We start from the raw sequence: 24,319 nt of genomic DNA, 5'->3' as shown, positions 1-24,319 counted from the left end.
GCAAGGCGAGAGCCTCCTAACCTTTTGCGGCCACCATTCGCGGACCTTTTTCATGCTCAACGCCATCGGCCTCGTCGTCATCCTGCTGTGCGTATTCGGCAGCTTCCTGATGTCGGGCGGCAATATCATGGTCATCTTCCATGCCTTGCCGCACGAAATGCTGGCGATCGCCGGCGCGGCGGTCGGCGCCTTCATCCTGGGCAATTCGATGACCACGGTGAAGAAGACCTGGGCCGGCGTGAAGCGCGTGTTCCAGGGCGGTCGCTGGACCGAAGTGGACTTCCGCGACCTGCTGGCGCTGCTGTTCGCGCTGCTTGCCACCTTCCGCAAGGAAGGCGCGAACTCGATCGAGAAGCATCTCGACGCGCCGGAGGAAAGCCCGATCTTCATGCGCTATCCCCGTCTGCTGGACGACCGGGGCCTCATTGAATTCACATGCGACTACCTGCGCATGATGACGGTCAACTTCGAGGACCCGCACCAGCTTGCCGAAGCGATGGAAGGCGATATCGAACGTCACCACGCCGAGGAAATGGCGCCGCAGCACGCGCTCCAGATGATGGCCGACGGCCTGCCCGCGCTGGGCATCGTGGCCGCCGTTCTCGGCGTCATCAAGACCATGAGCTCGATCGACCAGCCCACCGAGATCCTCGGCGCGATGATCGGCGGCGCCCTGGTCGGCACCTTCCTGGGCGTTCTTCTGGCCTACTGTCTCGTCGGCCCGATCGCGCAGAAGCTGCAGCAGATCATCGATTCCGATTTCAAGCCATATCTCATCGTCAAGACCGCCATCGTCGGGCACGCGCAGGGCCAGCCTACGGAAGTCGCCATCGAACTGGCGCGCCGCATGACCCCTTCGCCTTACGCGCCCTCGTTCACGCAGCTCGAGACCGCGCTCGACGAAGTGAAGGATCAGCTCAATGCCAAGCCTGCCTGAAACCGTCAGCCCCGAAGCCGGGCTGGCCAGCGAGGATCGCTCGCTGCAACTGCCTGTCCATGGGTCCACCGTGACCGCGGAGGACCTGCGGGTCCGCATGGTCCTTGCCTGCGACTTCGATGGCGCGATGCACATCGATGCGAGCCAGGTCGAGACCGTGGGACAGGCGGTGCTTCAACTGCTTGTCGCCGCCCGCGCCGAAGCGCGCGAGGCCGGCCATGAATTCGAGATCGTCAATCCCAGCACGGCCTTCGTCGAGCGCGTGCAGGCCTGCGGACTGGCAGAAGCCGTCGGCCTTTCTGAAGAGGAATTTCCGTCGTGAGCAAACTCATCCTGACCGTCGATGACTCCGCCTCGATGCGGATGCTTCTAAAGGCCTCGCTGGCTGCGCAGGGCTTCCAGGTCGAAGTCGCCGATGACGGCGAGCACGGCCTCGAGCGCATGCATGAAGTGAAGCCGGACCTGCTCATCACCGATATCAACATGCCCAGGATGGACGGCTTCGAACTGATCGAGGCGGTGCGCGCGGTGCCGGAATTCCGGGGCACCCCGATCCTGGTGCTGTCCACCGAATTCTCGGACGAGAAGAAGACCCGTGCGCGCGAAGCAGGGGCCACCGGCTGGATCACCAAGCCGTTCGAAGCGGCCAAACTGGGGGCGGCGGTGCGCCGCGTCTGCCCGTGAGCGACGAACTCGACGAAATCCAGGGCATCTTCTTCGAGGAGTGTGTCGAAGGTCTCGCCGTGGCCGAGCAGGGTCTTTCGGCCATGGCCGAGGGCGATGTCTCGTCTGAGACGATCGCCGGCGTGTTCCGCGCGGTCCACTCCATCAAGGGCGGTTCGGGCGCCTTCGGCCATGCCGCGCTGCTCGCCTTCTCGCACCGGTTCGAAAACGTGCTCGACGAAGTGCGCGGTGGGCGCATTCCGGCCAGCGCCGAAGTGACCCAGATCATGCTGGGCGCTTTCGATATCCTGTCGGACCACGTTACCGCCGCGCAGAGCGGCACCGAGCCGCCGGCGGACGCCGCGATGCTCGAGCAGCTCGACGCGGTGCTGGAAAGCAAGGGTGCGGTCGCGGCGGCAGAGCCGGTCGCGGCACCCGTTCCCGCCGCGGAGGCGGATGATTTCGGCTTCACTCCGGTTGCCGCGGTGATCGAGGACTTCGATCCCTTCGGCTTCGAGCCGGTGGCGGTCGACCTTGAGGACTTCGCCCCGGCCGAGCCCGCCGAACCCGCCGGATGGACGGTTCGCTTCGGCCCGTCGCGCGGCGCGCTGGCCAATGGCGGCGAGCCGATGCTGGTGATCCGCGAACTGGAGGACATGGGCGCCGCCGTTACCGGTGTCGAGATGGACACGCTGCCCGGCCTGCGCGACCTCGACCCCGAGGACAGCTATTTCGTCTGGACCCTGCACGTTCCCGGTACCGTGGGCGAACAGGACATTCGCGACTGTTTCGACTTCGTGGCACCGGACTCGCTGATCGAGATCGAGCGCGAGGAAGCGGTCGTTACCATGGTGGTGGTGGAACAATCCGTCGCCGCTGAATTCGACGGCTTCGGCGTGTTCGAACCGCTGCCCGCTCCGGAAGAGCTGCTGACGCTCGTGCCGGTCGAACCGGCCCCCGTGGTGGCTGCTGCGGTGTCTCCGGCGGCGGCGGTTTCGCCGGCGGCAGCGCCGGGGAAGCCGAAGGCGGAAGCGCGGCAGGCCAGCGTCGAAGTGGCGCAGTCCATCCGCGTCGATCTGTCCAAGCTCGACCAGTTGCTGAACCTCGTGGGCGAGCTGGTGATCCGGGGATCGATCCTGTCGGACCGGCTTTCGCCCGCCGACCAGGAACGTGTCGAGCTTCCCGAACTGTCGCGCCTGACGCGCCAGATCCAGGACAACGTCATGTCGCTGCGCGCGCAGCCGATCAAGCAGGCGTTCTCGCGCGTGCCCCGCATGCTGCGCGACCTTTCGGCCGAAACTGGCAAGAAGGTCGTGCTCGAAACCATCGGCGAGATGACCGAGGTGGACAAGGGTGTGATCGAGAAGATCGGCGATCCGCTGACTCACATGATCCGCAACGCGGTGGACCACGGCATCGAAAGCGCCGAGGAGCGGATCGCGGCCGGCAAGCCCGCCGAAGGCACCATCCACCTTTCGGCCGAGCAGAAAGGCGCGCGCATCATCGTGCGCGTGCGTGACGACGGGCGCGGCATCAACCGCGAACGGGTGCGCGCCAAGGCGATCGAGCGCGGCATCATCGCGGCGGACGCCCAGATCTCCGACGAGGAGATCGACGGCCTGATCTGCGCGCCGGGGTTCTCAACGGCGGAGACGATCTCGAACATCTCGGGTCGCGGCGTCGGCATGGACGTGGTCCGCTCGAACGTCGAGGCGCTGGGCGGCCGTCTGGAAATCCACTCGGTGCCGGGAGAGGGGACGACCTTCTCGATGGGCCTGCCGCTGACGCTGGCGATCCTCGACGGCATGATCGTGCGCCTGAGCGACCAGCGCTTCGTGCTGCCGCTCGCCAACGTGGTGGAAACCGTCCAGCCCGAACCGGGACAGGTGCAGGCGACCTCGCCGACCTCGGAGGTCATCGAACTGCGCGGCCAGTACCTGCCGGTGCGCCGGGTCGGAGAGATGTTCGGCGTCGGTTCGAACCGACCGCCCGAGGAATCGCTCGTCATCATCGTCGAAAGCGAGACGGCCGGGAACGTCGGCCTCATGGTCGACACGATCGATAACCGCCGCGAAGTCGTGATCAAGAGCCTGGAGGACAACCTCCACCCGATCCGCGGCCTCGGCGGCGCCACCATCCTCGGCGACGGCTCGATCGCGCTGATCCTCGACATCGATGCCCTGGTCGCGCCGACCGGCGGCTCTTCCAAGTATGCGCTGAAAGGAATGGCAGCATGAGCACCGAAGACACCGAACTCGACGAACGCAAGATCGTCACCTTCACGCTGGGCAGCCGCCTGTTCGGCATCGACATGCGTTCGCTGCTGGAAATCCGCGAGTGGGAAGAACCGACCCCGCTGCCGAGCGTCCCGCCTTACGTGAAGGGCGTGACCAACCTGCGTGGTTCGGTGGTTCCCGTGGTCGGCCTGTCCGAGCGCCTGGGCTGGGCGCCGAGCGAACTGCATTCGCGCTCGTGCATCCTCGTCGTCACCATTGCCGGTCGTCACGCCGGCTTCCTGGTGGACGAAGTGCAGGACATCGTCGTGATCCAGGGCAGCGAGATCCAGCCTGCGCCGGATGTCGAGATCAACGAGCAGGGCGCCATCGCCGGTCTCGTCAAGATCGAGCGCCGCACGCATGACGCGGCCAATGCCGAAGCCATGTGCCTGCTGCTCGACCTCGACGCGCTGAGCCTGACCCGCCAGGTCCCGGACTTCGTGGCCTGATGAGCACGCTGGCTGCCCCTGAAGGAATGAGCGGGAGCGCACTGTCCGGCACGGCCGAACTGCGTCCCGCGCAGTTCCGCGACATCGCCGCGATCATGCAGCGGGAGGCGCGCATCCATCTGGTCGAGGCCAAGATGACGCTCGTCCACTCGCGCCTGAGCCGCCGCCTGCGCGAGCATGGGTTGTCCAGCTTCGTGGACTACGTCGCGCTGGTCCAGCGCGATGCCGTGGAACGTCATGCCATGGTGGTGGCGCTGACCACCAACCACACGCATTTCTTCCGCGAGAACCACCACTTCGACCACTTGCGCCGCGAAGTCCTGCCGATGCTGCAGGACCGCGCGCGCCGGGGCGAAAAGGTGCGCATCTGGTCGGCCGGCTGCTCCAGCGGTGAGGAAGTCTATTCCATCGCCATGTGCCTCGCCGGAGACGGCCCGACCAGCGCGGCATGGCTGCGGCAGGGCGATGTGCGCCTGCTGGCCACCGATATTGCCCCGCATGTCGTGCAGTCCGTGCAGGAGGCGCGCTATCCCGCCGCCACGGTCGAGCCGATCCCGGAAACCTATCGCAAGCGCTGGATGCGCGAGGAAGCCGGCGGCGAGCACGTCGTGGTCGAGCCGCTGCGCGAGCTGGTGGCGGCCCGCGTGCTCAATCTGTTCGAGCCCTGGCCGATGCGGCGCAAGTACGACGTGATCTTCTGCCGTAACGTGATGATCTATTTCGACGATACCGCCAAGGCCGAGCTGGAGGCGCGCTTCGTCGAGATGCTGGCGCCCGGCGGCTATCTCTATATCGGCCATTCGGAACGCCTGATCGGTCCCGCCGCGCGGCTGATGAAGCCTGTCGGCCAGACGATCTACGCCCGCAACGACGGAGGCGCCGCATGACGGTTGCGCCCGAAAAGACCCGTGTCCTCATCGTCGACGACAGCGCCGCGATGCGCGCGCTGCTGAACAAGCTGCTGAGCCAGGATCCGGGCATCGAGGTCGTGGGCATGGCGCCCGAGCCCCATGCCGCGCGCGAGATGATCAAGTCGCTCAATCCCGACGTGGTCACGCTCGATATCGAGATGCCGGGGATGGACGGCCTGTCCTTCCTCGAACGCATCATGCGCCTGCGCCCGATGCCGGTGGTCATGTGTTCGACGCTGACCGCGCGCGGGACGGAAGCGACCATCGAGGCCATGCGTCTCGGTGCGGTGGACTGCATCGCCAAGCCTTCCGGCAATCCGCTGGAAATCGCGCAGGACGGTGCGCTGCTGCGCAAGATCGTCAAGGCCGCGGCGCGCTCCTCGGTGCGCCGCACGGCGAGCCCGCCCACGCCTGTCAACGCGGCGCAGGGCAGCTTGCGCGATGTGGTGATCGCGGTGGGTGCCTCCACCGGCGGCGTGGAAGCGCTGTTCTCGATCATCGGCGCCCTGCCGCCGGATTGCCCGCCGGTGCTGGTGGTCCAGCACATGCCCGCGATCTTCACCGGCAGCTTCGCCGTGCGCCTGGACAAGGCAGCGCGCGTGCAGGTCGTCGAGGCCCAGAACGGCATGAACCTGCGCCGGGGCACGGTCTACCTCGCCCCGGGCGGCGGTCAGCACATGGAACTGCTTGGCGGCACCAGCGGCCAGGTCAAGCTGGTCGCGGGGGATACCGTCAGCGGTCACCGGCCTTCGGTCGACGTGCTGTTCCGGTCGGTTTCGCGGCTCGGTTCGCGCGCGGTCGGGGTGATCCTCACCGGAATGGGATCGGACGGCGCCCTTGGCCTCAAGGCCATGCGCGACGCCGGGGCCCGCACGCTCGGCCAGAGCCGGGAAACCTGCGTGGTCTACGGAATGCCGCGCGCCGCCTTCGAGGCGGGCGCGGTCGAGAAGGAATTCAGTTTGTCCGCCATGCCCGAGGCTATCCTCGGCGCGTGTCGGCGGTAAATGGAGCGGTTCATGCCGGCAGCGTCTGCAATAAAAGTAATGGTGGTCGACGATCAGACGAGTATGCGCGCGATGATCCGTCGCACGCTTCAGGATCTGGGTTTCAAGGATATTCGCGACAAGGCGGGGCCGGCGGAAGCGCTGGCCGCGATCAAGTCCGACCGGGTTCACCTCATCATCTCGGACTACAACATGCCCGACATGGACGGGCTGGAGTTCCTGGAAGCGGTTCGTCAGGACCCGGTGATCGGCAAGACGGTGTTCATCATGCTCACCGGCTCGGCGGACAAGGAAGTCGTCCAGAAAGCCGCGGCGCTGGGCGTGAACAACTACGTCGTGAAGCCTTTCGCGCCTGCCGCGCTGAAGGAAAAGATCGAACGCGTCTTTGGTGAACTGGTCTGACCGACATGCGCCGCGTTGCCATCGTCCAGGGTGAATATCATGTCGTCAACCAGCCCGGCGTCGTCATCTCGACGCTGCTGGGATCGTGCGTATCGGCTTGCCTGCAAGACCCGGTCGCGCGGGTGGGCGGCATGAACCACTTCCTGCTGGGGGAGCCGGGCGCCGATGCGCCGGTGAATCCGGCGGACATGCAGCGCTATGGCGTTCATGCGATGGAACTGCTGATCAATGCCCTGATGAAGCGCGGCGCACAGCGTTCGCGCCTGCGGGGCCACCTTTACGGCGGCGCCAACATCGTGGCCGGACTGGGCGGGATCGGCACCAAGAACGGGCAGTTCGCGCGGAACTTCATGCAGACCGAAGGGATCGCGCTCGATCACTGCGATCTTGGCGGCACGCAGGCGCGCAAGGTGGAATTCATGCCTTACGAGGGCCGCGTACGCGCGACGCTGGTGAAGGACCAGCCGCTGCCGCCGGTCGTCCGTCCCAAGCCCATGCCGGTCTTCCAGCCGACCGGCGAACTGGAGCTGTTCTGACCATGGCACAGCGGACGGAAATTCAGGGGGAAGCAATGACAATGGATAATCAGGGGCTGGCGGCAGGATCGGTCGAAGGGCCGGCCGCGCCGCTCTGGCAGGCCCTGGCGCGCGAGATGCGCGTGGCCCGCGAACTGCTGGAGCAACTGGCCGGGGTGCTCGTGACCGATGAGCGTTTCGTCCTCGACTATATCGACCAGCTGCAGGCCTTCGACCTGATCGCCCAGCACGTGGACGAGAGCGCCGCGCTGCTCGACCGCGTGGCGGGCGGGCAGAGCGTGGGCGACGCGGTTGGCCAGGTACGCCTGAGCGTGATGCAGGACCGGCTTCGCGCCGCTCTCGACTGAGGAATTCGGAGCGTGGCACGGGGCAACGACGAACATCCCACTATCGTCATCCGCAAGGTCAAGAAACACGCGCATGCCGGCCATCACGGCGGTGCGTGGAAAGTCGCCTATGCCGACTTCGTGACCGCGATGATGGCCTTCTTCATGCTGCTCTGGCTGCTGGCCAACCCGGACAAGGAGCAGCTCAAGGGGCTGGCGGAATATTTCTCGCCCAATGCCGAAAAATCCTCCCCGGCCACGACGCTGACCAGCCTTCCCGGTTCGCAGGCCGGGCTGGGCGGGCACAGCCGCCGCAACCAGTCCTCCGACAGCGAGGCCTTGGGCGAACCCTCGGCCGAAGCGGGCACCAAGGGCGCGGCCCGCGGCGGCACCGCCGACATTCCCGAGGCGGCGCTGCGCGTCATGGCCCAGGAAATGCAGCTCTCGCTCGACCCGCCGGTCGATCCTTCGCAGGGCAAGCGCAACATCGACGTCGAGCCTGATCGCGACGGTTTCCGCATCCACCTCATGGACAATGCCAACCGCTCCATGTTCAAGGGCGGCACTGCCGAGCTCAACGACTATGCCCGCAACCTGCTTGGCCGGATCGCCCGCAAGCTCGCCGGAACCGGCGCTCAGGTCGCGATCGAGGGCCATACCGACAGCACCGGCGGCCAGAGCGAGGCCAACTGGACCCTTTCCGCCCAGCGCGCGCTATCGGCGCGCGCGGCGATGGTCGCCTCGGGACTGCCGGCGGATCGCTTCGCCGAAGTGGTCGCCAAGGCGGGGACCGAGCCGGTCTATCCCGACCGTCCGGACCGCCCCGAAAACCGCCGCATCACCATCGTCGTCATGGCCGAGCCTTCCGCGCTTCCGCGCGATGCGAGCTTCAAGTTCTGACGTGATGGGCAAAGACTGGAGATTACCGTGATCAAGCGGATCGTGATCGGCCTCGTCGCCCTTGTCGTGGGCACCGGGGTCGGCGTGGGCGGCGCCTATGCCGCCAGACAGTTCCTCCCGCAGGTCATGCCCGATCTCGGCCCGGTGAAGGTGGAGACCGAATTCGTGCCCACCGGCACCATGCTTGCGCCGCTCACTTTCCCGGATGGCCGGCTCGCCGGCTATGTCTCGTTCGAGTGCCAGGTGGAAGTCGTCAAGGGCAAGGCCGAGGATGTGACGGGCCAGCTTCCGCTCCTGCTCAACGCGGTCAACATGCGGACCTACCGCACGCCGCTCGCCAGCGGGCCGGACGGCATGATCCCGAGCGTCGACGCTTTCCGCCGGTTGGTGATGGATGCCGCCGTCGAGGTCTATGGCAAGGATCTGGTGCGGCGCGTCGTCGTCACGCAGGCCGCGCCGGTCTGAGGGGGAAGCGGAAATGCCGAATTCGTCCTTCGCGCTGTCGCCATCGGCGGGCGCGGCGAACCCGATTGTTCCACGTGGACCACGCGTCACCACGATCCTGCTGATCGGCAAGCTCGCCAGCGAGAACGGCGAGACGATCTGCCGTATCCGCAACATTTCGGACAACGGCCTCATGGCCGAGGTTCATGGAGTCTACGCGGCAGGCCAGGCCGTGGCCATCACTCTCAAGGCGGGCGACGTGCTGCGCGGTGAGGTGCGCTGGTCGCTGAACGGACGGATCGGCGTGGAGTTCGGCGAAGTGGTCCATGTCAGCGCGCTTCTTGCCCATGTCGCCAACCGCATGGGGCCGGAAGGCGTGGCCCGTGGCCCGCGCTTCGATGTCGATTGCGGCGCGGAAGTCTTTGCCCGGCACCAGTGGCACGAGGCCCGCCTGCAAGACCTTTCGCAGGGCGGTGCACGCCTTTCCTGCGCCGCGCCGATGGAGCGAGACAGCCTGATCGCCCTTGCCGTGCCGGGACTGGGCGAACGCAAGGCCGCGGTGCGCTGGGTAGGCGAGGGCGCCCACGGCCTTTCGTTTCTGGAGCCGCTGTCCTTCGCCGAATTCGGCCCGTGGCTGATCGACCATCGTCAACGCTACCGCGCGTGACACGAAAAAGGGCGCGCCCGGTTTCGGACGCGCCCTTCCAGCGTTGCCGGGTGAAGAAGGAATTACCCCGGCCCGCCGAAACTCTTCACCAGCGATCCGGCGATCAGCGCCCAGCCATCCACCAGAACGAAGAAGATGATCTTCATCGGCAGCGAGATCGTCGCCGGTGGCAGCATCATCATGCCCATGGCCATCAGCACTGCCGCCACGGCCAGGTCGATCACCAGGAACGGAAGCAGCAAGAGGAAGCCGATCTCGAAGGCGCGGCGCAGTTCCGAGATCATGAAGGCCGGCATCAGCGTGGTCATCGGCAGTTCCGCGCGCGAGGCGGGAACTTTGCCGGAAAGCTGGACGAACAGCTTCACGTCGTCGTCGCGGACCTGCTTGAGCATGAAGGTGTGGAACGGCTTGCTGGCCCGCTCCAGCGCCTGCGTCTCGTTGATGCGGCCCTGGTTGTAAGGAACCATCCCGTCCTTCCAGGCGGCGTCGAAGGTCGGCGCCATGACGAAGAAGGAAAGGAACAGCGCAAGGCTGATGACCACCGGGTTCGGCGGCACGCCCTGCACGCCGAGGCCCGAGCGCAGCAGCGAAAGGGCGACGATGATGCGCGTGAACGAGGTGATCGTCATCAGGATACCCGGCGCGAGGCTGAGCACCGTCATCAGCAGGACGAGCTGGATCACCCGGCCCGACATCGCGCCTTCGCCAAGCGGGCCGGCGGCGGCCTTTTGCGCCATGGCCGCTTCGGGCAACACGGCAAGAATTGCCGCCCCGGCCAGTGCGGCGAGGACTGCATAACGCTTAGGCATCAGTGGGAGCTTTCGGGTTTGCGGGGGCGATGCAGGGCGCTGAATCGAGCAGGACCACGCCTTCGGGCGAGATGAGCAGGCTGAACTCGCGGTAGTCACGCCGGATCAGGACGACGGAGCGGCGCGGATCGATGGCGAGGCGTTCCACCAGTTCGAGGCGGCGCTCCGAACCCGATTGGCCAAGCCCTGCGAAAAGCTGGCCGTTCAGCCACTTCTGCGGAAGCCGGAGATCGTAGCGGCGCACGACCCAGAGCGCGCCGACCAGCATGCCGAGCACCAAGCCCAGCGCGCCGATCGTGCGCAGGAGGGAAAGCAGGTCCATGGCCTCAGCGCTCTCGCTCGACGACCCGGGTGATTTCCAGCGACATGATCTCGCCGTCCACCAGGATCTTGCCTTCGGCAACGAGCTGGTCGTTGACGTAGATGCGGGTGGGATCGCTGTGCCCGGTGTCGAGCGGGATCATCGCGCCGCGGCTCATCTTGAGGACCTGCCGGATGGGGATGCTGGTCGATCCGAGAACGATCGACAGCTCGATGGGAATGCCTTCGAGGACGGACATGGCGCGTCTCCTTTCAAGCCTGCTTATAGGAATTAAATTTATAGGATCATGCCGCCGCTAGGCAAAAAATGCCTATAAGGATGCTGTCCCCCGCAGAGGCGGGGCAGGAGCAGACTTGATGGAACTTCAGAATTCGATCGGCGTCTCGGCCTCGGGCCTTCGCGCCCAGTCGCTGAGGATGCGCGTGATCGCGGAAAACCTCGCGAACTCCGATTCCGTGGCGACCACGCCGGAAGGTGATCCCTATCGCCGCCGCGTCGCCACTTTCACCGCCGAAGTCGACCGCGCATCGGGCGCGACGCAAGTGGCGGTCAAGTCCATCGAAGGCGACAAGAGCCAGTTCCCGCGCATCTACCAGCCGGGAAGCCCCGCTGCCGACGCGCAGGGCTATGTCGACCAACCCAACGTCAATCCGCTGATCGAGGCGGCCGACATGAAGGCGGCGCAGCGCTCCTACGAAGCCAACCTCAACGCCATCGAATCCGCGCGCGGCATGACCATGCGCACCATCGACCTGCTCAAGTAAGGAAACACTTCATGGCAATCGGAGCACTCGACGCCGCGGCCGCCTATGGCCGCGCGATGAAGACGGCTGGCCCCTCGATGGGCGGTCTGGGCGACATGGCGAGCGCCGGTTCGGGCGCGGCTGGCGGCGCTGGCGGCAGCTTCGGCAGCATGGTGGAATCCATGGTGACCGATGCCTCGTCCTCGCTGCGCACGGCGGAAGCCGAAAGCGCCAAGCAGGTGGCCGGCAAGGGCGACCTGATCGACGTGGTCACCGCGATGGGCGCCGCCGAGACCGCGCTCGATACGGTCGTTGCCGTGCGTGACCGGGTGGTGAGCGCCTACTCCGAAATCATGCGCATGCAGATCTGACGGGAGCCGCGCGTCATGACCTCCTCCGAAGCCATCGAGATCGCGCGCGCCGCGCTGGTACTGGTTCTGACCATCGCCGGCCCGATGCTGATGGCGGCGCTGATCGTCGGCGTCGTCATCGGCCTGTTCCAGGCGCTTACGCAAGTGCAGGAAATGACGCTGACTTTCGTGCCCAAGATCCTGGTTCTCGGCGTGGTCATGCTGTTGTCCCTGCCGATGATCGGCCATGCCCTCGGTGCCTTCATGGACCGCATCGCCGACGCCATCGTTTCCGGATAGCGTCATGAACGCCGCCGCTCTGGACATGGCTGCCCTGGCCGCACTGCCGATCGATGCGGCGACGTTCCTGATCCTGTTCTGCCGGGTCGGGGCGGTCATCATGCTGCTGCCGGCCTTCTCCGAGGATTCGGTGCCGCCGCAGATCCGGCTGGTGATGTCGCTGGGCTTCACCGCGGGGCTTTACGGCATGTTGCAGGGCCACGTCGCACCGGCGGTGAAGTCCGACGTTTCCCTGCCGTTGCTGGTGATCGGCGAAACGCTGGTGGGCATCGCCATGGGCATGATCGTGAAGATCCTGTTCAGCGCGGCTGCCATTGCCGGCTCGATCGCCAGCCAGCAGGTCGGCCTTGCATCCGCCCTCGTTTCCGACCCGTCGATGGGCGGGCAGGCCCCGCTGCTGTCGCGCCTGTTCGGCATCGTCGCGGTGATCGTCTGCATGAGCCTGGGCGTGCATCACTTGTGGATCGCCTCGATCTTCCAGTCCTATGGGGTGTTCCCGGTGGGCGGGCTTCCGCCCTCCGCCCAGTTCGCGGATCTTGCCGTGAAGGTGACCAGTCAGGCGATGTCGCTGGGCGTCAGCCTTGCTGCGCCGCTGATCCTTTACGGAGCGCTGTTCAACGTCGGGCTCGGCCTTGCCGCCCGCGTGGCGCCTTCGATCCAGGTCTTCTTCATTACCCAGCCGCTCAACCTGCTGCTCGGCCTCTCGGTGCTGGCGATGACGCTCGGCACGATGCTGACGGCCTTCGCCACCGCCATGGGCACCTTCATGCAGAACGGATGGAGCTTCTGAGCCATGGCCGAGAGCGACAAGGACCAGCGGACCGAAGAGCCCACCCAGAAGAAGCTGGAAGATGCCCGCAAGCGCGGCGAAGTGGCGATGGCGCCGGAGGTGCGCCACGCCACGATGATGACCGGCGCGCTGATTGTCACCGGCTGGCTCGGCATTACCGCGATCCGTCATCTCGGCACCATGCTCATGCGGCTCTGGGGCAGTGCCGAGGACTATCCGCTCGATTCCGGCGGCGCGCAGAACCTGATTACCGGCGTGATGCGCCATGCCGCCTTTTCGTTGCTGCCGATCTTCGGCGTGCTCCTGCTCTGCGCGCTGGCCACGATCTTCCTGCAGAGCCGCGCCACGCTGAGCTGGTCGCGCCTGGCGCCCAAGTGGTCGAAGCTGTCGCCGGCAAGCGGGCTCAAGCGAATGTTCGGGCAGCGCGCCCTGGTGGAATTCGCCAAGACGCTCGCCAAGTTCAGCGCCATCGGCATCGTGGTCTTCATGGTCCTGAAACCGCGCCTCACCGGGTTCGACCAGCTTGTCGGCTATGCGCCGGGGGCGGTGGGGGCGGCGGCGGGGCAGATGGCCTACGAGGCGATCCGCGCCGTCGTGCTGCTGGTGGTCGCGCTGGCGCTGTTCGACTTCATCTACCAGCGGCGAGCCTTCCTCCAGCGCATGCGCATGACGCTTCAGGAGGTGAAGGACGAGCACAAGCAGAGCGACGGCGATCCCAAGATCAAGGCGAAGATCCGCCAGATCCAGATGCAGCGCTCCCGCAAGCGCATGATGGCGGCGGTTCCCGAGGCCAGCGTCATCATCACCAACCCCACGCACTATGCCGTCGCGCTCAAGTACGACCACGGCGCCATGGCCGCGCCGGTCGTGGTGGCCAAGGGGGTGGATGCTATCGCGCTGCGCATCCGCGCGATCGCCACCGAATCCAACGTGCCGATCGTGGAGAGCCCGCCGCTGGCGCGTGCGCTGTTCGCCGCCGTGGAGATCGACCGCCCGATCCCGATCGAGCATTACGCCGCCGTCGCCGAGATCATCGGCTACGTCATGCGCCTGGCGCGCGGCGCCCGGAAGTAGCGCGAAAATGCCTGCCCGCACCGCCGCCCGCAGCCTCTTTCTTCCTATAAGGACAGTGATGCCCAAGCCTTTGAAATCGAGGATGCAAGGTCCGATTTTCGCCTCCGCGCTCGCTTTCGCGGCGGGGCTGGTCCTGCTGTCGCCCACGGCGGCGCTCGCCGGGCCGCAGCCGCGCATCAAGGACATCGTCGATGTCGAGAACGTGCGGACCAACCAGCTGGTCGGCTACGGTCTGGTCGTGGGCCTTCAAGGCACGGGCGACCGTATCCGCAACATCCCCTTCACGGAGGAAACGCTTCAGGCGATGCTGGAGCGCATGGGCGTGAACATTCGCGGCACCCAGATGCTGACCCAGAACGTCGCGGCGGTAACGGTGACGGCGACGATGCCTCCTTTCGCGCGCGCGGGCTCCACCATCGACGTGCAGGTTTCGGCCCTGGGAGACGCCTCCAGCCTTCAGGGCGGCATCCTGCTGGTTTCCTCGCTGCGCGCGCTAGACGGCGAGATCTATGCGGTGGCGCAGGGCCCCGTCGCGGTTTCCGGCTTCAAGGCGCAGGGCGCGGCGGCGAAGCTCAGCCGGGGCGTGATGACGACGGCGCGGATCGCGGGCGGGGCCATCGTCGAACGCGAGGTGGCCTATGACCTGCGCTCGGCGCAAAGCCTCAAGCTGGCGCTGAAGAACCCGGATTTCACCACCGCCCGGCAGATCGCGGCGACCATCAACCGCGAGGCGCCCGGCTCGGCGCAAGTGCTCGATCCCGGCACCGTCGAACTCACCCCGAACGGCGGTACGGTGATCGATCTCGTCACCCGAGTGGAGAACCTCCCCGTGCAGGTGGATCAGCCCGCGCGGATCGTCATCAACGAGGCGGCGGGCACCGTGGTCATGGGGGCGGACGTGCGCGTCAGCCCGGTGGCCATCGCACAGGGCGGGCTGACCATCAGCGTCACCGAAACGCCCGTGGTTTCGCAGCCCGCTCCGCTTTCCAACGGCCAGACGACGACCGTGCCGCGCACCCGCATCGAGGCGGACGACGGCAGCGGCGCCTCGCTGGCCCTGCTCACCGGCGGCACCTCGCTGCAAACGCTGGTTGCCGGCCTCAACGCGCTGGGCGTCAGCCCGCGCGATCTCATCACCATCCTCCAGGCGCTCCGCACGGCGGGTGCGCTCCAGGCGGAAATAGCGGTACAGTGACGATGGCAGATTCCGTTCTTCCCAAGGGCCCGGCCTCGCTGCCGGCGCGAACGACGGTCCAGACACCCGATCGCAGCCCGGCTGCTGTCGCACGCCAGTTCGAGGGTGTCTTCGCCGGGCAGGTCACCAAAATCATGCTCGAAACCGTGGAGCAGGGGGAAGAGTTCTCCGGCGGCCACGGTGAGGAGATGTTCCGCGGCGTGCTGGCCGAACAGATCGGCAACCAGATCGCCAATGGAAAGGGCCTCGGCATCGCATCCGCCGTCGAGGCGCAGATCATCCGCCTGCAGGGAGGTAGCGGCCGTGCCGAATGAAATGATCGAGATCATGACCTCGCTCTCGATGGTGATGCGCGAGGAGACGGAACGGCTGGAAGGGCGCGAGCGGGCGCTTGACCTTGCTGAACTGGCGGCGGCCAAGGCCCGTCTGGTCGGCTCGCTGGAGGAAGTTCTGGCGCGCCGGAACCGGCTAGAACCCGAATGGACGGATCAGATGGACGACGAGACGCGGGAGCGTTTCGCAGAAGCGCTGGGCGAACTGCGCGCCGCGTCGCTGGTCAATTCGGCCCTGCTCGAACGTCAGATCGAACTTTCGATGGAAATGATGGGGGCCATCGCCAACGAGGCCAAGCGGCTCTCGGGCAACCGTGCCTACACTTACGGCGCCAAGGGCGATCTCGCGCGGATCGACCTGACGACGCCGATCTCGTTCAACACCGAATACTGATCGGCCGAGATCGAAAAAGAGGGGGGGAGGGGCCATGCGCTCCTGCCCCCTTTTCCATGCCCGCCGCAGGGGCGGAAAGCGAATTCAGGACGCTATGGCGAGCGGGGCTGCCCCGGCCAGACGCGCGGCCAGCGATGCCGGTGCGGCGCGGCCGAACAGGTAGCCCTGACCGAAGATGCAGCCGATCTCGTTCAGCAGGCGCGCCTGCCGCGGGGTCTCGATGCCTTCGGCGGTGACCGGCATGGAAAGGCTCTGCCCGAGGTCCACGACCACCTTGACCAGCTTGCGCCCGGCGTCGGTATCCAGCGACTGGATCAGCGAACGGTCGATCTTTATCATGTCGAGCGGTAGCTGGCAGATGCGGCTGAGGCTGGTGTAGCCGGTGCCGAAATCGTCCAGTGCGATGCGGATGCCCGCTTCGCGCAAGGTGGATACGGTCTCCTGCGCGGCGACGACATTGTGCATCATCGCATCCTCGGTGATCTCCACCGTGAAGCGATCCGGTCGCATGCCGCTGGCAAAGACGATCCGCAGCAGGCGCAAGGCCACGGTGGGGTCGCAGACCTGACGGGGCGTCATGTTGATCGACAGGCCCAGCCGGCCCTCCCATTCGCCCGCGTTGCGGCAGGCCTGGCGGACCATCGAGAACAGGAGATCGTCGTCCAGCCCGGCTTCCTCGGCGATCGTCAGGAACTGGTCCGGTCCCAGCAGGCCGCGATGGGGGTGGTGCCACCGCACGAGCGCCTCGAACCGCGCGATCTTCCGCGAGCCGAGCGACACGATGGGCTGGTAATAGGGAAGCAGCTCTCCGCGCAGCAATCCGCCGCGCAAGTCGTCTTCCAGCGTCGCCCGGTCGCTCAGGTCTGCGAACATGGCCGGACAGAAGCGCTGCACCGTGCCGCCGCCCGCCTGCTTGGCGTGGGACAGTGCGATCGACGCGCCGCGCAGCAGTTCCTCGGGCGAAAGCGTTCCGAAACGGTCGGTGGCGATGCCGACGGACGCTGTGGGGTGGACGATGTGGCGGCCAAGGCTGACCGGATCGCCGACCGCTTCCTGAAGTCGCTCGGCGATCCTGTCAGCGATGCGGTCTCCCTCGCCGGAATCGAATGCGGTGACGGGGAGCAGGCAGGCGAATTCGTCCGCGCCGATATGAATGACCTGAAGGTTCCGGGAAGACCGCGCGCAGCGATCGCGGATGTGCTCGATCAGGCGATCACCTGCGGCATGTCCGCACAAGTCGTTGACCAGCTTGAAGCGATCGACGTTCACGATCAGCAAGGAGATCGGCAAGGCACGGTCGCGGCCGGCCTGTGCCCGAAGATGCGCGATTGCATGCTCGATGAGACGCAACGGGGGGACGCGCATGGAGGCTGCGCGGGACGGGCCCGCTCGCTTTCCGATCGATTTCACAAGGCTGGGTATGAGCATCCTGCCTTCCGGGCATATTACTCATACCATTATATCGGGATAATCGGGCGAACGGCCCGACTGTCACACTATTTGTATTTTTACGTCATTCGAATACGGCGGCCAGTACTGTGGCGACATTGGCAGGGTCCAGTCCGTCGATCTCGATTTCGAGATCGGGATTTTCGCTGTAGCCGAGCATCCGGCCATGGCGGTCGAACGTGACGGACAGTACCCGCAGGCCCTGTTCGTTCGTGATGACGGCCAGCCCACCGGCTGACGGGAACCGGTCTGGATCGACGATCAGCGTGGCCCGCCCCGGCAGGCCCGCGCCCAGCGTCGGCCGGCCCATGCGCAGCCCGTAGGCCCTCGGGCCGGCATTGCGGGGCGCTTCGACATGGGCATCGACGGGCGTCCTGGCGATCAGGCCATCGGGAAGCGGCGTGCCGAAAACGGCGACCATGCGATGTCCGGCAGCATCGTCGGCAAGAACGGCCGGCGCGGCGTCCTGGACCGGTATGAGGCGTTCGCCCAAGGGGTGAGGAATGTTGAGCCTGCGCGGCCGGGCGATGATGGAACCCGAACCGGCATCCAGTTCATCGCGCAGCGAGGCGACCCGCACGCGGGTCTTGCCGATCCGCAGTTCGGGATTGGCGATCATCGGCAGGACGGCGTCGAGTTCGCCGCGCGAATGCACGGCGGCAATGTGTTCGGCGAGCTGCCTGTCGTTGGACACATCGAACAGGCGGCGCAAGGTTGCGCGCACATCGTCGTTCCAGCGGTTGTAGGGCTTCAGCGCGTTTTCGATCCGCGAAAGGATCACGGGCGCAAGCCCATGCTCGTGTTCGAGGGTGGCGATCGTCAGGGCAGGATCGCCCGCGCGGCGCACGCGCAGGGCCGCGGCGAGCAGGACGGCAAAGCGCTCCGCCTCGGGATCGGAGCGGTCGGCGCCGTGCAGCGGTTCGGCCCAGGCGGCAATATCGAACTCGGGGTCGTCGACATCGATCAGCAGGTCCTGCGGATCGATACCCAGCGCCCGCGCGATTTCGCGAAGCTCACCGGCCCGCGCGAAAATCTCGCCCCGCTCGATCTTCGAGAGGCGAATATAGGTTATTGTCGGAAGCTGTTCCGACAATTCCAGCAGCGATCCGATATTCAGCTGCTTGCGATATTTCCTGATCCGGTTGGGAAAGACCAGCGTGCGGTAAGCATCGATCTCGATCATGGTCTCTGCCGCGGCAGGGCCCTTCCCAGTCCGCTTTTGCGATCTAAGCGGTTTTTGGGTCATTGAAGCTCTTGTTTAGCTAAGGTTGGCGAATTTGTTCCATGGAATTGCCATTTGGTCAATATTCCATGATCCATGTCGTACCAAAGTGGGTCGGAATAATGCATGCGGCAATAAATTCCGATGTTATTGCTCCTACTTTTACGCCGGAACGGTTAAGCTTGTCATGTTTCCAGCGAATTTCAGCTTCATTGCAGGCAAATTTTTCCCACTTCGGCCATGCAACTCGCCTCGCTGCTGCTCTAAAAGGAGCGGAGTTAAATTTTTGAAATACATATAGTTTTGTATTTCCCATTGCCCTGTGATCGCGATCACGGGGCAATTGCCTCGGGATCGGAGCATTTTTCGGGATGAAGCAGGATGTGTTTGAAGCGAGGATGAACGGCTTTTCGGGTAAAGAGCCCGGAAAGAGGCTTTTCATCATGCCGTTGAGCATGGAACGGCTGTGCTTTTCACCTTTGGATCCTCCCGTTTATCCTTGAACGACGATGCGGCGATTTCGTTCCTGTAAATCAGTCCGATAATTTAGCCTGCCGCCAGGCATCCTTCAACGAAAGGGGGGCACGCCCCGCCTTGGAGCGCGCCCCCCTTGTCGAGCCGGGCTGAAAGCGCGATCAGCCCCGGCCGAGGGCGGCCTTCATCAATCCGATCTGCTTGCGATAGAGATTGGTCATGGCCGCGAAGTCCGCCTGGACTTCGCCGAGGTTGAGAAGCTGGTCTTCCAGCGTGACGTTGTTGCCGTCGGGCTTGGTCTCGCTGGTGTCGCTGTCCAGCACGATGTGGCTGCCGGCCTGCGGTGGACGGGCGCCGAGCGCGGTCATGCCGCCCGACAGTTCGACTTTGGGTCGGGACACGCGCGGGGCGCCGCCCGCCTCGCCATATTGCGCGACGAGGGAGGAGAAGTCGGGCGCCTCGACGGTGCGGGCCTTGAAGCCCGGCGTCTCGTTATTGGCGATGTTCTCGGCGATCACGCGCTGGTGCTCGGCCATGAACTTCATCGCCTGTCCCATGCCGTCGAAGATCGGGGGAAGAGAGGACATGCTTGCGATCCTTTACGAGCCGGTCAGGCGCGACAGGGCGGCCTGGTAATTGGCGAGTTGCTTCTGCTGGTAGGCGGTACCGCCCCCGGTTACGGTGCCGTCCACCAGCGAGGCCTTCGTGGAGTCCCAGTAGAGCGAGCGATAGGCGGTCTGCGTCATCGAGAGCGCGGACTTGATCTTGGAGAGCGCGACCGCGGCGGTCTTGGCATCGGACAGGTTGAGGGTGTCCGAAAGCGCGAGGCTGTAAGTGCCGCCCGGGGTGACCTTGGGCGCGTCGGGATCGGCCGCCTTGGAGGCCACGAGGCGGACGGGATCGATACCGAGCTTGGAAAGGGCATCCTTGCCCTCGGCTCCGGCGCCGAGTTCGATCTTGTAGCCCGATTTGACCTGGATCTTGAGCGTGGTCTGGCCATCGATCTTGGGTGTGGTGATGGTCGCCTTGGTGCCGGTGATCCGCTGGATCTTCAGCGACAGCGACGCCATCGTCTCGTCCTTGTCGATGGTGATCGTGCGCGTTGCGCCGCCGTCCACGCGCAGGGTGAACTGGTCCCCGGCGCGAAGGCTGGTCTGCGAGGTGAGGGTGGTCGATTCCTGCTGGTTGAGCGTCCCCCGGCTGAGGCCGAGCGCGCCCAGCACGGTGGAGCCGCCCGAAACGGCCGAGATCTTCACCGGCTCGGTGGTCGAGGTGCGCATGCCCCATTGCGAGATCTTTTCGATCTCTCCGGTCGTAGCGTCGATGCGGGCGACGAAGCCGTCGACGGAACCGGTCTTCGCGCCTGACAGGTCGCCGGCCGTGCGGCCGCCGACGTAGAGCGTGCCGTTCAGGTACGTGACGCTGTCGGCCTGATCGGTGGCCGAGGTGCCGATATAGGTCGTGGTGGCAGAGGACATCGCCGCGTCGATGCGCGTGACGAAGGCGTCCTGACCGCCGTTGATACTGTTGACCTGCGCGCCGTTGACCGCGTTGGCGGTGGTGCCGACGACCGCGATTTCGCCGGTGTCCGAGACCGCGATGGCGCGGGCGGTGACATTGCCGAGCGAGATCGAGCCAAGGTCCGAGGACAGGGACGAGGAATCGATCCGCCGGATCGTGGCCACGCCGTTTTCGCTGGTCAGGGCCAGCAGGTTGCCGGATTCGTCGATGGCCAGCGATGTGACGGAATCGGCGCCGCCGCTGTCGATCGTGCGACGTTCCACGAACTTGCCGGTGGCGTCCAGCTTGGCGATGAAGGCATCGCCGCCGCCGGTGGAGGCCTTGCCCGCGACATAGATGCTGCCGTCGTCGCCTACGGTGACCGCGCTGGCCGTTTCATTGCCGACCTGGCGGATGACTGTGGCCGAGAGTTCCTCGCCCTTCACGTTGTATCGCGCGACGAGCATGTCGGTCTGGCTGTCGTCGCCGCCGTTGAAGGCGCCGCTGACGGTGCCGGCCACGACGATATCGCCATTGGCTGCAATCGTCACCGCCGCGCCCTGCGCGCTGCCGGCGGCGCCGAGGCTGCGCTGCCAGACGACGTTGCCCTCGCTGTCGACCTTGGTGAGGAACAGGTCGTCGGAACCGTCAGTGAGATGCGTGCCCACGTCGCCGGCGGTCGTGCCGACGACATAGCTGAAGCCTTCGGCGTCAGTGGCGATGGCCTTGGCCTGGGTCGCCGAGGAGACGGTGTAGTCCTTGTCCTCGTAATCGTCGGCCGAGGCGGAAGCCACTGCGGTTGCGGTGGCGGCGCCGTCCACGGCGTTGATCTTGCTGAGGCGCTGCCAGGACAGCGACGCGTCGAGGTCGTCGATGCGGTATACCCGCGCGGCGGTCACCGCGGAGGATGCGGTTTCGCCGCTGGCGACCATCAGCGCGTCACTGCCGCCGATCTGGTCGATCGCGACCTTTTCGCTTCCCGCCGGATTGAAGACGAGGCCCCATTTGCCGTCGTTCTTCTCGACCGTGAAATTGGACTTCCACTTGCTGACCGGATTGCCGTCGGCATCGACGACCGGATTGCCGCTGGTATCTGTCGCCTGGCTGGCGCCGATCGCGGCGTTGATCGCGGCGGCCACGGAATCGAGCGTGGGCGGCTGCGTCGTCTGCGACAGGTCCACCGTGACCGTCTGTGCGGCGCTGCCCTTGGTCAGCTTGATTTCGAGCACTTCGCTGCCGGTCATCCCGGCGATGGCGGCATCGCGCGAGGTGGACACCCCTTCGCCGATCACCGCGCCGCTGGAATTGGCGGCCTTGATCGCCACCGAGGTCGCATTGCTGGACGGCGTGCCGAAGTTGAGCGTGACAAGGTCGGTGTCAGCCGAACCCAGGTAGGTCTGGAGATCGGCCAGGCCTTTCGCGAAGGCCTTCTGGAGCGAGGCGCGCTCGGTCGAGGAGGTGGTGGTCTTGGCCGCGCTTTCGGCAAGGATGCGCAGTTTGTCGAGTGCCTTGTAGGTGGTGAAGGCGGTCTGGACGTCCGGCAGGTCCTCCAGCGAGCTGTCCTTGGTGGTGTCCACGATCGACAGCATCTTCTTGATCGCGAGGATTTGCGAACTGACGGAACTGGTGTCCGCGTCCTCCTGCCAGGGAGGCGTGGTATCGGGCACCTCCAGCGTGAAGTTCTTTTTCGCAGCCATAACCGCCGCACTGTCCATGGAGGCGAGGGACGACGACAGGGCGGAATAGGCGCTCGATCCGCCGAGAACCGACAGGCCTATCAACCCATTGTTTAAATTTATCGCCAATTGTGTCTCCATCGGGCGGTTGCGCTGACCTTGCTCCTATAAATAGAAGGAACGAGGCCCTGACCGTACGGGACCGAGCAATTTTTCGGGGGTATCGAAGTGACGATGATGGCCGCGGTGGGTGAGCCGCCGGAGCTCAAGAAGTATTCGGGCATGCAGCGCGCTGCCGCGCTGATGCTCGCGCTCGGCCGCGATCATGGCGGTCCGATCTGGGAGCAGCTCACCACCGAGGAGATCAAGGAGCTGTCCTCCACGATCGCCCAGCTCGGCCGGGTGCCGTCGGTCGTCGTCGAGCATCTGCTCGTCCAGTTCTCGGGCGAAGTCTCGAGCATGGCGACGCTTCACGGTTCCTACGAGACCACCGAAAGGCTGCTCGAAGGCATCCTTTCGGCGGACCGGGTCAAGGAAATCATGGAGGACATCCGTGGTCCTTCCGGCCGCACGATGTGGGACAAGCTGTCCAACGTCAGCGAGGCGGTGCTCGCGGGGTATCTCAAGAACGAATATCCGCAGACGGTGGCGGTTATCCTCCACAAGCTGCGGCCGGATCACGCCGCGCGCGTCCTGTCCGAGCTGCCGCGCGAATTCGCCACCGATGTCGTCATGCGCATGCTGCGCATGGATACGGTGCAGAAGGACGTGATCGTCCAGGTCGAACAGACTCTGAAGAGCGAGTTCATGACCAACCTCTCACGCGCGCAGCGCCGCGATCCGCACGAGACCATGGCCGAAATGTTCAACGCGCTCGACCGCTCCACCGAGGAAGCGATGCTCGGCGCGCTGGACGAGAAGGCCCCCGAATCGGCCGAGCGCATTCGCGCGCTGATGTTCACTTTCGAGGATCTGGCGAATCTGCTGCCGGGTGCGATCCAGACGATCGTGCGCAATTGCAACAAGCGCGAGCTGGCGCTGGCGCTGAAGGGCGCGCCGGACGAGATGAAGAAGATCTTCTTCAACGGCATGACCGAACGCGCCGCCAAGCTGATGCGCGACGACATGTCGGCGATGGGCCCCGTGCGCGCACGCGAATGCGAGGAGGCACAGACCGCGCTGGTCCGCCTTGCCAAGTCGCTCGGCGATCGCGGCGAAATCATGCTGGTCGATCCAAAGAGCGACGATGCGATGATCTATTGATGAAATGTCCGATTTTGTACGCGCGTCATATTCCTGAAGAGTTCTTCGCGGAAACAGGTGCTTGCCTGTTCCGCCGCGGGGAAGTCCGGGCGATGTCGTAAACTCGCCAAGAGGCCGTCGAGGTTTGGGGCAGAACGGATCAGCGCAAGCCTCGCTGGCGTCATTAATGAGTTTACGACCTGATGAAGACGTATAGAGATTCCGAGGGTGCGGCGATGATGGAGGATCCCATGACCATTCAGCCATTCGGTTTCGACAGGGTGTTTCGATTCCCGACCAATGAGCCCGTGGACGAACGGCGGCACGAGGAACTGCGCGAGCATGTCGCGGAGCTTCAGGCGCGCATCGAACGTCTTCACGAGGACCATGTCGCCGAACTCGCAAGGGCCAGGTCCGACGGCTTCGACGCCGGGCTGGAGCAGGCGCGGGGCGAGCGTGCGGAGGCGATGCTGGCGGCGACCGACGCGCTTCACGCTTCGGTGGACGAAGTGGAACGACGCTTCGATGCCGTGATGGACCAGGTCATTTCCGAGGCCGGGGCGATTGCGCTCCAGGCCGCCGAACTGCTCGCCGGTCATGCCATCGCCGCCGAGCCCGCGCGCGCCATCGATGAAGCGCTGACCCGCGCCCTCGATCAGGTTTCCCGCGATACCGCGCTTTCGATCCGGGCCAATCCCGCCATGCGCGAGGATATCGAGCGCCTGGTGGAGGAGCGCCGCAGCCGTGAACGCCGCGCGCTTGCGATCGTCGTGATCGACGACGAGACGCTGCCGATGAACGATGCCCATATCGGCTGGGCCGAGGGCGGCCTCAACGTCGATTCCGCTTCCCGCCGCGCCGCCGTCATGGGCGAACTCGCGGGCGTCCTCGCGCCGGAAGGCGCTGCGTAAACTTTTCCTGTTACCGGCAAG

Annotated in this window: 31 protein-coding genes; 23 read left to right on the top strand and 8 right to left on the bottom strand. The window is 65.5% G+C overall.

Annotated features, from left to right (window positions below; all coding sequences use genetic code 11):
* Positions 1–52 precede the first annotated feature (52 nt).
* From motA to ACLIMP_RS00265, 13 genes are read left to right on the top strand one after another with little or no spacing between them, the layout of a single operon-like run.
* Positions 53–937, top strand: coding sequence for a flagellar motor stator protein MotA (gene motA / locus ACLIMP_RS00325; RefSeq protein WP_054437902.1), 885 nt, complete (start codon positions 53–55; stop codon positions 935–937).
* Positions 921–1,259 (top strand): STAS domain-containing protein, encoded by a 339-nt coding sequence (locus ACLIMP_RS00320; protein WP_185998687.1) that lies wholly within the window; start codon positions 921–923, stop codon positions 1,257–1,259. Before motA ends, ACLIMP_RS00320 begins: the two co-directional genes overlap by 17 nt.
* The gene (locus ACLIMP_RS00315) at positions 1,256–1,621 is read left to right on the top strand and encodes a response regulator (protein ID WP_324696780.1); all 366 of its coding nucleotides are present in this window, start codon (positions 1,256–1,258) and stop codon (positions 1,619–1,621) included. Before ACLIMP_RS00320 ends, ACLIMP_RS00315 begins: the two co-directional genes overlap by 4 nt.
* The gene (locus tag ACLIMP_RS00310; protein ID WP_324696778.1) at positions 1,618–3,837 is read left to right on the top strand and encodes a chemotaxis protein CheA; all 2,220 of its coding nucleotides are present in this window, start codon (positions 1,618–1,620) and stop codon (positions 3,835–3,837) included. Before ACLIMP_RS00315 ends, ACLIMP_RS00310 begins: the two co-directional genes overlap by 4 nt.
* A complete protein-coding gene (locus ACLIMP_RS00305; protein ID WP_054437897.1) occupies positions 3,834–4,325 on the top strand; it encodes a chemotaxis protein CheW in 492 nt (163 codons plus the stop codon). The genes ACLIMP_RS00310 and ACLIMP_RS00305 overlap by 4 nt, the downstream gene beginning before the upstream one ends.
* Positions 4,325–5,212 carry a CheR family methyltransferase gene (locus ACLIMP_RS00300; RefSeq protein ID WP_324696775.1) on the top strand — a complete coding sequence of 296 codons (888 nt, stop codon included), beginning with the start codon at positions 4,325–4,327 and terminating at the stop codon, positions 5,210–5,212. Before ACLIMP_RS00305 ends, ACLIMP_RS00300 begins: the two co-directional genes overlap by 1 nt.
* Positions 5,209–6,240 carry a protein-glutamate methylesterase/protein-glutamine glutaminase gene (locus ACLIMP_RS00295; RefSeq protein WP_132469132.1) on the top strand — a complete coding sequence of 344 codons (1,032 nt, stop codon included), beginning with the start codon at positions 5,209–5,211 and terminating at the stop codon, positions 6,238–6,240. The genes ACLIMP_RS00300 and ACLIMP_RS00295 overlap by 4 nt, the downstream gene beginning before the upstream one ends.
* Positions 6,241–6,252: 12 nt before the next feature.
* A complete protein-coding gene (locus ACLIMP_RS00290; RefSeq protein WP_054437997.1) occupies positions 6,253–6,642 on the top strand; it encodes a response regulator in 390 nt (129 codons plus the stop codon).
* A gap of 5 nt (positions 6,643–6,647) precedes the next feature.
* Positions 6,648–7,178, top strand: coding sequence for a chemotaxis protein CheD (locus tag ACLIMP_RS00285; RefSeq protein WP_054437892.1), 531 nt, complete (start codon positions 6,648–6,650; stop codon positions 7,176–7,178).
* 35 nt (positions 7,179–7,213) lie between these two features.
* Positions 7,214–7,525 carry a hypothetical protein gene (locus tag ACLIMP_RS00280; RefSeq protein ID WP_231635889.1) on the top strand — a complete coding sequence of 104 codons (312 nt, stop codon included), beginning with the start codon at positions 7,214–7,216 and terminating at the stop codon, positions 7,523–7,525.
* 12 nt (positions 7,526–7,537) lie between these two features.
* Positions 7,538–8,404, top strand: coding sequence for a flagellar motor protein MotB (locus ACLIMP_RS00275; RefSeq protein ID WP_054437888.1), 867 nt, complete (start codon positions 7,538–7,540; stop codon positions 8,402–8,404).
* Positions 8,405–8,431: 27 nt separating this feature from the next.
* A complete protein-coding gene (locus tag ACLIMP_RS00270; protein WP_443477982.1) occupies positions 8,432–8,869 on the top strand; it encodes a hypothetical protein in 438 nt (145 codons plus the stop codon).
* Positions 8,870–8,882: 13 nt separating this feature from the next.
* Positions 8,883–9,515 carry a PilZ domain-containing protein gene (locus ACLIMP_RS00265; protein ID WP_054437886.1) on the top strand — a complete coding sequence of 211 codons (633 nt, stop codon included), beginning with the start codon at positions 8,883–8,885 and terminating at the stop codon, positions 9,513–9,515.
* Between the two features lie 62 nt (positions 9,516–9,577).
* Here ACLIMP_RS00265 and fliP read toward each other — a convergent pair whose 3' ends face one another.
* The 3 genes from fliP to ACLIMP_RS00250 are packed head-to-tail and all read right to left on the bottom strand — an operon-like array spanning position 9,578 to position 10,884.
* Entirely contained in the window at positions 9,578–10,324 is a 747-nt protein-coding gene (gene fliP / locus ACLIMP_RS00260; protein ID WP_054437884.1) for a flagellar type III secretion system pore protein FliP, read from the bottom strand.
* Entirely contained in the window at positions 10,317–10,646 is a 330-nt protein-coding gene (locus tag ACLIMP_RS00255; protein ID WP_324696760.1) for a FliO/MopB family protein, read from the bottom strand. The genes fliP and ACLIMP_RS00255 overlap by 8 nt, the downstream gene beginning before the upstream one ends.
* Positions 10,647–10,650: 4 nt before the next feature.
* Positions 10,651–10,884 (bottom strand): FliM/FliN family flagellar motor switch protein, encoded by a 234-nt coding sequence (locus ACLIMP_RS00250; protein WP_054437881.1) that lies wholly within the window; start codon positions 10,882–10,884, stop codon positions 10,651–10,653.
* A 118-nt stretch (positions 10,885–11,002) separates the two neighbouring features.
* On the opposite strand from ACLIMP_RS00250, the gene flgC reads away from it, so the two are divergent.
* The 8 genes from flgC to ACLIMP_RS00210 all read left to right on the top strand — a co-directional run bounded on the left by flgC (position 11,003) and on the right by ACLIMP_RS00210 (position 15,824).
* Positions 11,003–11,410, top strand: coding sequence for a flagellar basal body rod protein FlgC (gene flgC, locus ACLIMP_RS00245; protein ID WP_054437879.1), 408 nt, complete (start codon positions 11,003–11,005; stop codon positions 11,408–11,410).
* 11 nt (positions 11,411–11,421) lie between these two features.
* Entirely contained in the window at positions 11,422–11,760 is a 339-nt protein-coding gene (gene fliE / locus ACLIMP_RS00240; RefSeq protein WP_054437877.1) for a flagellar hook-basal body complex protein FliE, read from the top strand.
* Positions 11,761–11,775: 15 nt separating this feature from the next.
* Positions 11,776–12,039, top strand: a complete 264-nt coding sequence (locus ACLIMP_RS00235; protein WP_054437876.1) for a flagellar biosynthetic protein FliQ — start codon at positions 11,776–11,778, stop codon at positions 12,037–12,039.
* 4 nt (positions 12,040–12,043) lie between these two features.
* Positions 12,044–12,829, top strand: a complete 786-nt coding sequence (gene fliR, locus ACLIMP_RS00230) for a flagellar biosynthetic protein FliR (protein ID WP_324696754.1) — start codon at positions 12,044–12,046, stop codon at positions 12,827–12,829.
* A 3-nt stretch (positions 12,830–12,832) separates the two neighbouring features.
* Positions 12,833–13,903, top strand: coding sequence for a flagellar biosynthesis protein FlhB (flhB, locus tag ACLIMP_RS00225; RefSeq protein ID WP_185996708.1), 1,071 nt, complete (start codon positions 12,833–12,835; stop codon positions 13,901–13,903).
* 82 nt (positions 13,904–13,985) lie between these two features.
* Positions 13,986–15,098, top strand: coding sequence for a flagellar basal body P-ring protein FlgI (locus ACLIMP_RS00220; RefSeq protein ID WP_324696751.1), 1,113 nt, complete (start codon positions 13,986–13,988; stop codon positions 15,096–15,098).
* Between the two features lie 2 nt (positions 15,099–15,100).
* Positions 15,101–15,412, top strand: a complete 312-nt coding sequence (locus tag ACLIMP_RS00215) for a rod-binding protein (protein ID WP_324696749.1) — start codon at positions 15,101–15,103, stop codon at positions 15,410–15,412.
* Complete coding sequence (locus ACLIMP_RS00210; RefSeq protein ID WP_054437868.1) at positions 15,402–15,824, top strand: flagellar biosynthesis protein FlgN; 423 nt, start codon at positions 15,402–15,404, stop codon at positions 15,822–15,824. Before ACLIMP_RS00215 ends, ACLIMP_RS00210 begins: the two co-directional genes overlap by 11 nt.
* An 84-nt stretch (positions 15,825–15,908) precedes the next feature.
* Here ACLIMP_RS00210 and ACLIMP_RS00205 read toward each other — a convergent pair whose 3' ends face one another.
* The 5 genes from ACLIMP_RS00205 to ACLIMP_RS00185 all read right to left on the bottom strand — a co-directional run bounded on the left by ACLIMP_RS00205 (position 15,909) and on the right by ACLIMP_RS00185 (position 22,274).
* Complete coding sequence (locus ACLIMP_RS00205; protein WP_324696747.1) at positions 15,909–17,189, bottom strand: putative bifunctional diguanylate cyclase/phosphodiesterase; 1,281 nt, start codon at positions 17,187–17,189, stop codon at positions 15,909–15,911.
* Positions 17,190–17,337: 148 nt separating this feature from the next.
* The gene (locus tag ACLIMP_RS00200; protein ID WP_082370352.1) at positions 17,338–18,456 is read right to left on the bottom strand and encodes a helix-turn-helix domain-containing protein; all 1,119 of its coding nucleotides are present in this window, start codon (positions 18,454–18,456) and stop codon (positions 17,338–17,340) included.
* Between the two features lie 118 nt (positions 18,457–18,574).
* Positions 18,575–18,952 (bottom strand): hypothetical protein, encoded by a 378-nt coding sequence (locus ACLIMP_RS00195; RefSeq protein WP_443477981.1) that lies wholly within the window; start codon positions 18,950–18,952, stop codon positions 18,575–18,577.
* A 178-nt stretch (positions 18,953–19,130) separates the two neighbouring features.
* Positions 19,131–19,556: a flagellar basal body rod protein FlgB gene (locus ACLIMP_RS00190; protein ID WP_054437862.1), complete on the bottom strand. Its 426-nt coding sequence runs from the start codon at positions 19,554–19,556 to the stop codon at positions 19,131–19,133.
* Between the two features lie 12 nt (positions 19,557–19,568).
* On the bottom strand, positions 19,569–22,274 hold the full coding sequence (locus ACLIMP_RS00185) for an NHL repeat-containing protein (protein ID WP_054437991.1): 2,706 nt from the start codon (positions 22,272–22,274) through the stop codon (positions 19,569–19,571).
* Between the two features lie 105 nt (positions 22,275–22,379).
* Between ACLIMP_RS00185 and fliG the strand changes: the two genes are divergently transcribed.
* Complete coding sequence (gene fliG, locus ACLIMP_RS00180; protein ID WP_054437859.1) at positions 22,380–23,408, top strand: flagellar motor switch protein FliG; 1,029 nt, start codon at positions 22,380–22,382, stop codon at positions 23,406–23,408.
* A 230-nt stretch (positions 23,409–23,638) separates the two neighbouring features.
* Positions 23,639–24,298 (top strand): FliH/SctL family protein, encoded by a 660-nt coding sequence (locus tag ACLIMP_RS00175; RefSeq protein ID WP_231635888.1) that lies wholly within the window; start codon positions 23,639–23,641, stop codon positions 24,296–24,298.
* Positions 24,299–24,319: the final 21 nt, after the last annotated feature.

Source organism: Novosphingobium aeonii (genome assembly GCF_052279045.1).
GTDB lineage: Bacteria > Pseudomonadota > Alphaproteobacteria > Sphingomonadales > Sphingomonadaceae > Novosphingobium.
Note: the sequence above shows the minus strand (reverse complement) of the source record. Positions and strands in the feature narration are given on the sequence as shown.

Coding starts and splice junctions, on each gene's coding strand:
- ACLIMP_RS00305 (WP_054437897.1), top strand. CDS start 3,834: ATGAGCACCGAAGACACCGAACTCGACGAACGCAAGATCGTCACCTTC.
- flhB (WP_185996708.1), top strand. CDS start 12,833: ATGGCCGAGAGCGACAAGGACCAGCGGACCGAAGAGCCCACCCAGAAG.
- ACLIMP_RS00280 (WP_231635889.1), top strand. CDS start 7,214: ATGACAATGGATAATCAGGGGCTGGCGGCAGGATCGGTCGAAGGGCCG.
- fliG (WP_054437859.1), top strand. CDS start 22,380: ATGATGGCCGCGGTGGGTGAGCCGCCGGAGCTCAAGAAGTATTCGGGC.
- ACLIMP_RS00255 (WP_324696760.1), bottom strand. CDS start 10,646: ATGGACCTGCTTTCCCTCCTGCGCACGATCGGCGCGCTGGGCTTGGTG.
- fliP (WP_054437884.1), bottom strand. CDS start 10,324: ATGCCTAAGCGTTATGCAGTCCTCGCCGCACTGGCCGGGGCGGCAATT.
- ACLIMP_RS00295 (WP_132469132.1), top strand. CDS start 5,209: ATGACGGTTGCGCCCGAAAAGACCCGTGTCCTCATCGTCGACGACAGC.
- ACLIMP_RS00190 (WP_054437862.1), bottom strand. CDS start 19,556: ATGTCCTCTCTTCCCCCGATCTTCGACGGCATGGGACAGGCGATGAAG.
- ACLIMP_RS00285 (WP_054437892.1), top strand. CDS start 6,648: ATGCGCCGCGTTGCCATCGTCCAGGGTGAATATCATGTCGTCAACCAG.
- ACLIMP_RS00220 (WP_324696751.1), top strand. CDS start 13,986: ATGCAAGGTCCGATTTTCGCCTCCGCGCTCGCTTTCGCGGCGGGGCTG.
- ACLIMP_RS00205 (WP_324696747.1), bottom strand. CDS start 17,189: ATGCGCGTCCCCCCGTTGCGTCTCATCGAGCATGCAATCGCGCATCTT.
- fliE (WP_054437877.1), top strand. CDS start 11,422: ATGGCAATCGGAGCACTCGACGCCGCGGCCGCCTATGGCCGCGCGATG.
- motA (WP_054437902.1), top strand. CDS start 53: ATGCTCAACGCCATCGGCCTCGTCGTCATCCTGCTGTGCGTATTCGGC.
- ACLIMP_RS00215 (WP_324696749.1), top strand. CDS start 15,101: ATGGCAGATTCCGTTCTTCCCAAGGGCCCGGCCTCGCTGCCGGCGCGA.
- ACLIMP_RS00195 (WP_443477981.1), bottom strand. CDS start 18,952: ATGCTCAACGGCATGATGAAAAGCCTCTTTCCGGGCTCTTTACCCGAA.
- ACLIMP_RS00300 (WP_324696775.1), top strand. CDS start 4,325: ATGAGCACGCTGGCTGCCCCTGAAGGAATGAGCGGGAGCGCACTGTCC.
- ACLIMP_RS00265 (WP_054437886.1), top strand. CDS start 8,883: ATGCCGAATTCGTCCTTCGCGCTGTCGCCATCGGCGGGCGCGGCGAAC.
- fliR (WP_324696754.1), top strand. CDS start 12,044: ATGAACGCCGCCGCTCTGGACATGGCTGCCCTGGCCGCACTGCCGATC.
- ACLIMP_RS00250 (WP_054437881.1), bottom strand. CDS start 10,884: ATGTCCGTCCTCGAAGGCATTCCCATCGAGCTGTCGATCGTTCTCGGA.
- ACLIMP_RS00175 (WP_231635888.1), top strand. CDS start 23,639: ATGACCATTCAGCCATTCGGTTTCGACAGGGTGTTTCGATTCCCGACC.
- ACLIMP_RS00200 (WP_082370352.1), bottom strand. CDS start 18,456: ATGATCGAGATCGATGCTTACCGCACGCTGGTCTTTCCCAACCGGATC.
- flgC (WP_054437879.1), top strand. CDS start 11,003: ATGGAACTTCAGAATTCGATCGGCGTCTCGGCCTCGGGCCTTCGCGCC.
- ACLIMP_RS00290 (WP_054437997.1), top strand. CDS start 6,253: ATGCCGGCAGCGTCTGCAATAAAAGTAATGGTGGTCGACGATCAGACG.
- ACLIMP_RS00320 (WP_185998687.1), top strand. CDS start 921: ATGCCAAGCCTGCCTGAAACCGTCAGCCCCGAAGCCGGGCTGGCCAGC.
- ACLIMP_RS00235 (WP_054437876.1), top strand. CDS start 11,776: ATGACCTCCTCCGAAGCCATCGAGATCGCGCGCGCCGCGCTGGTACTG.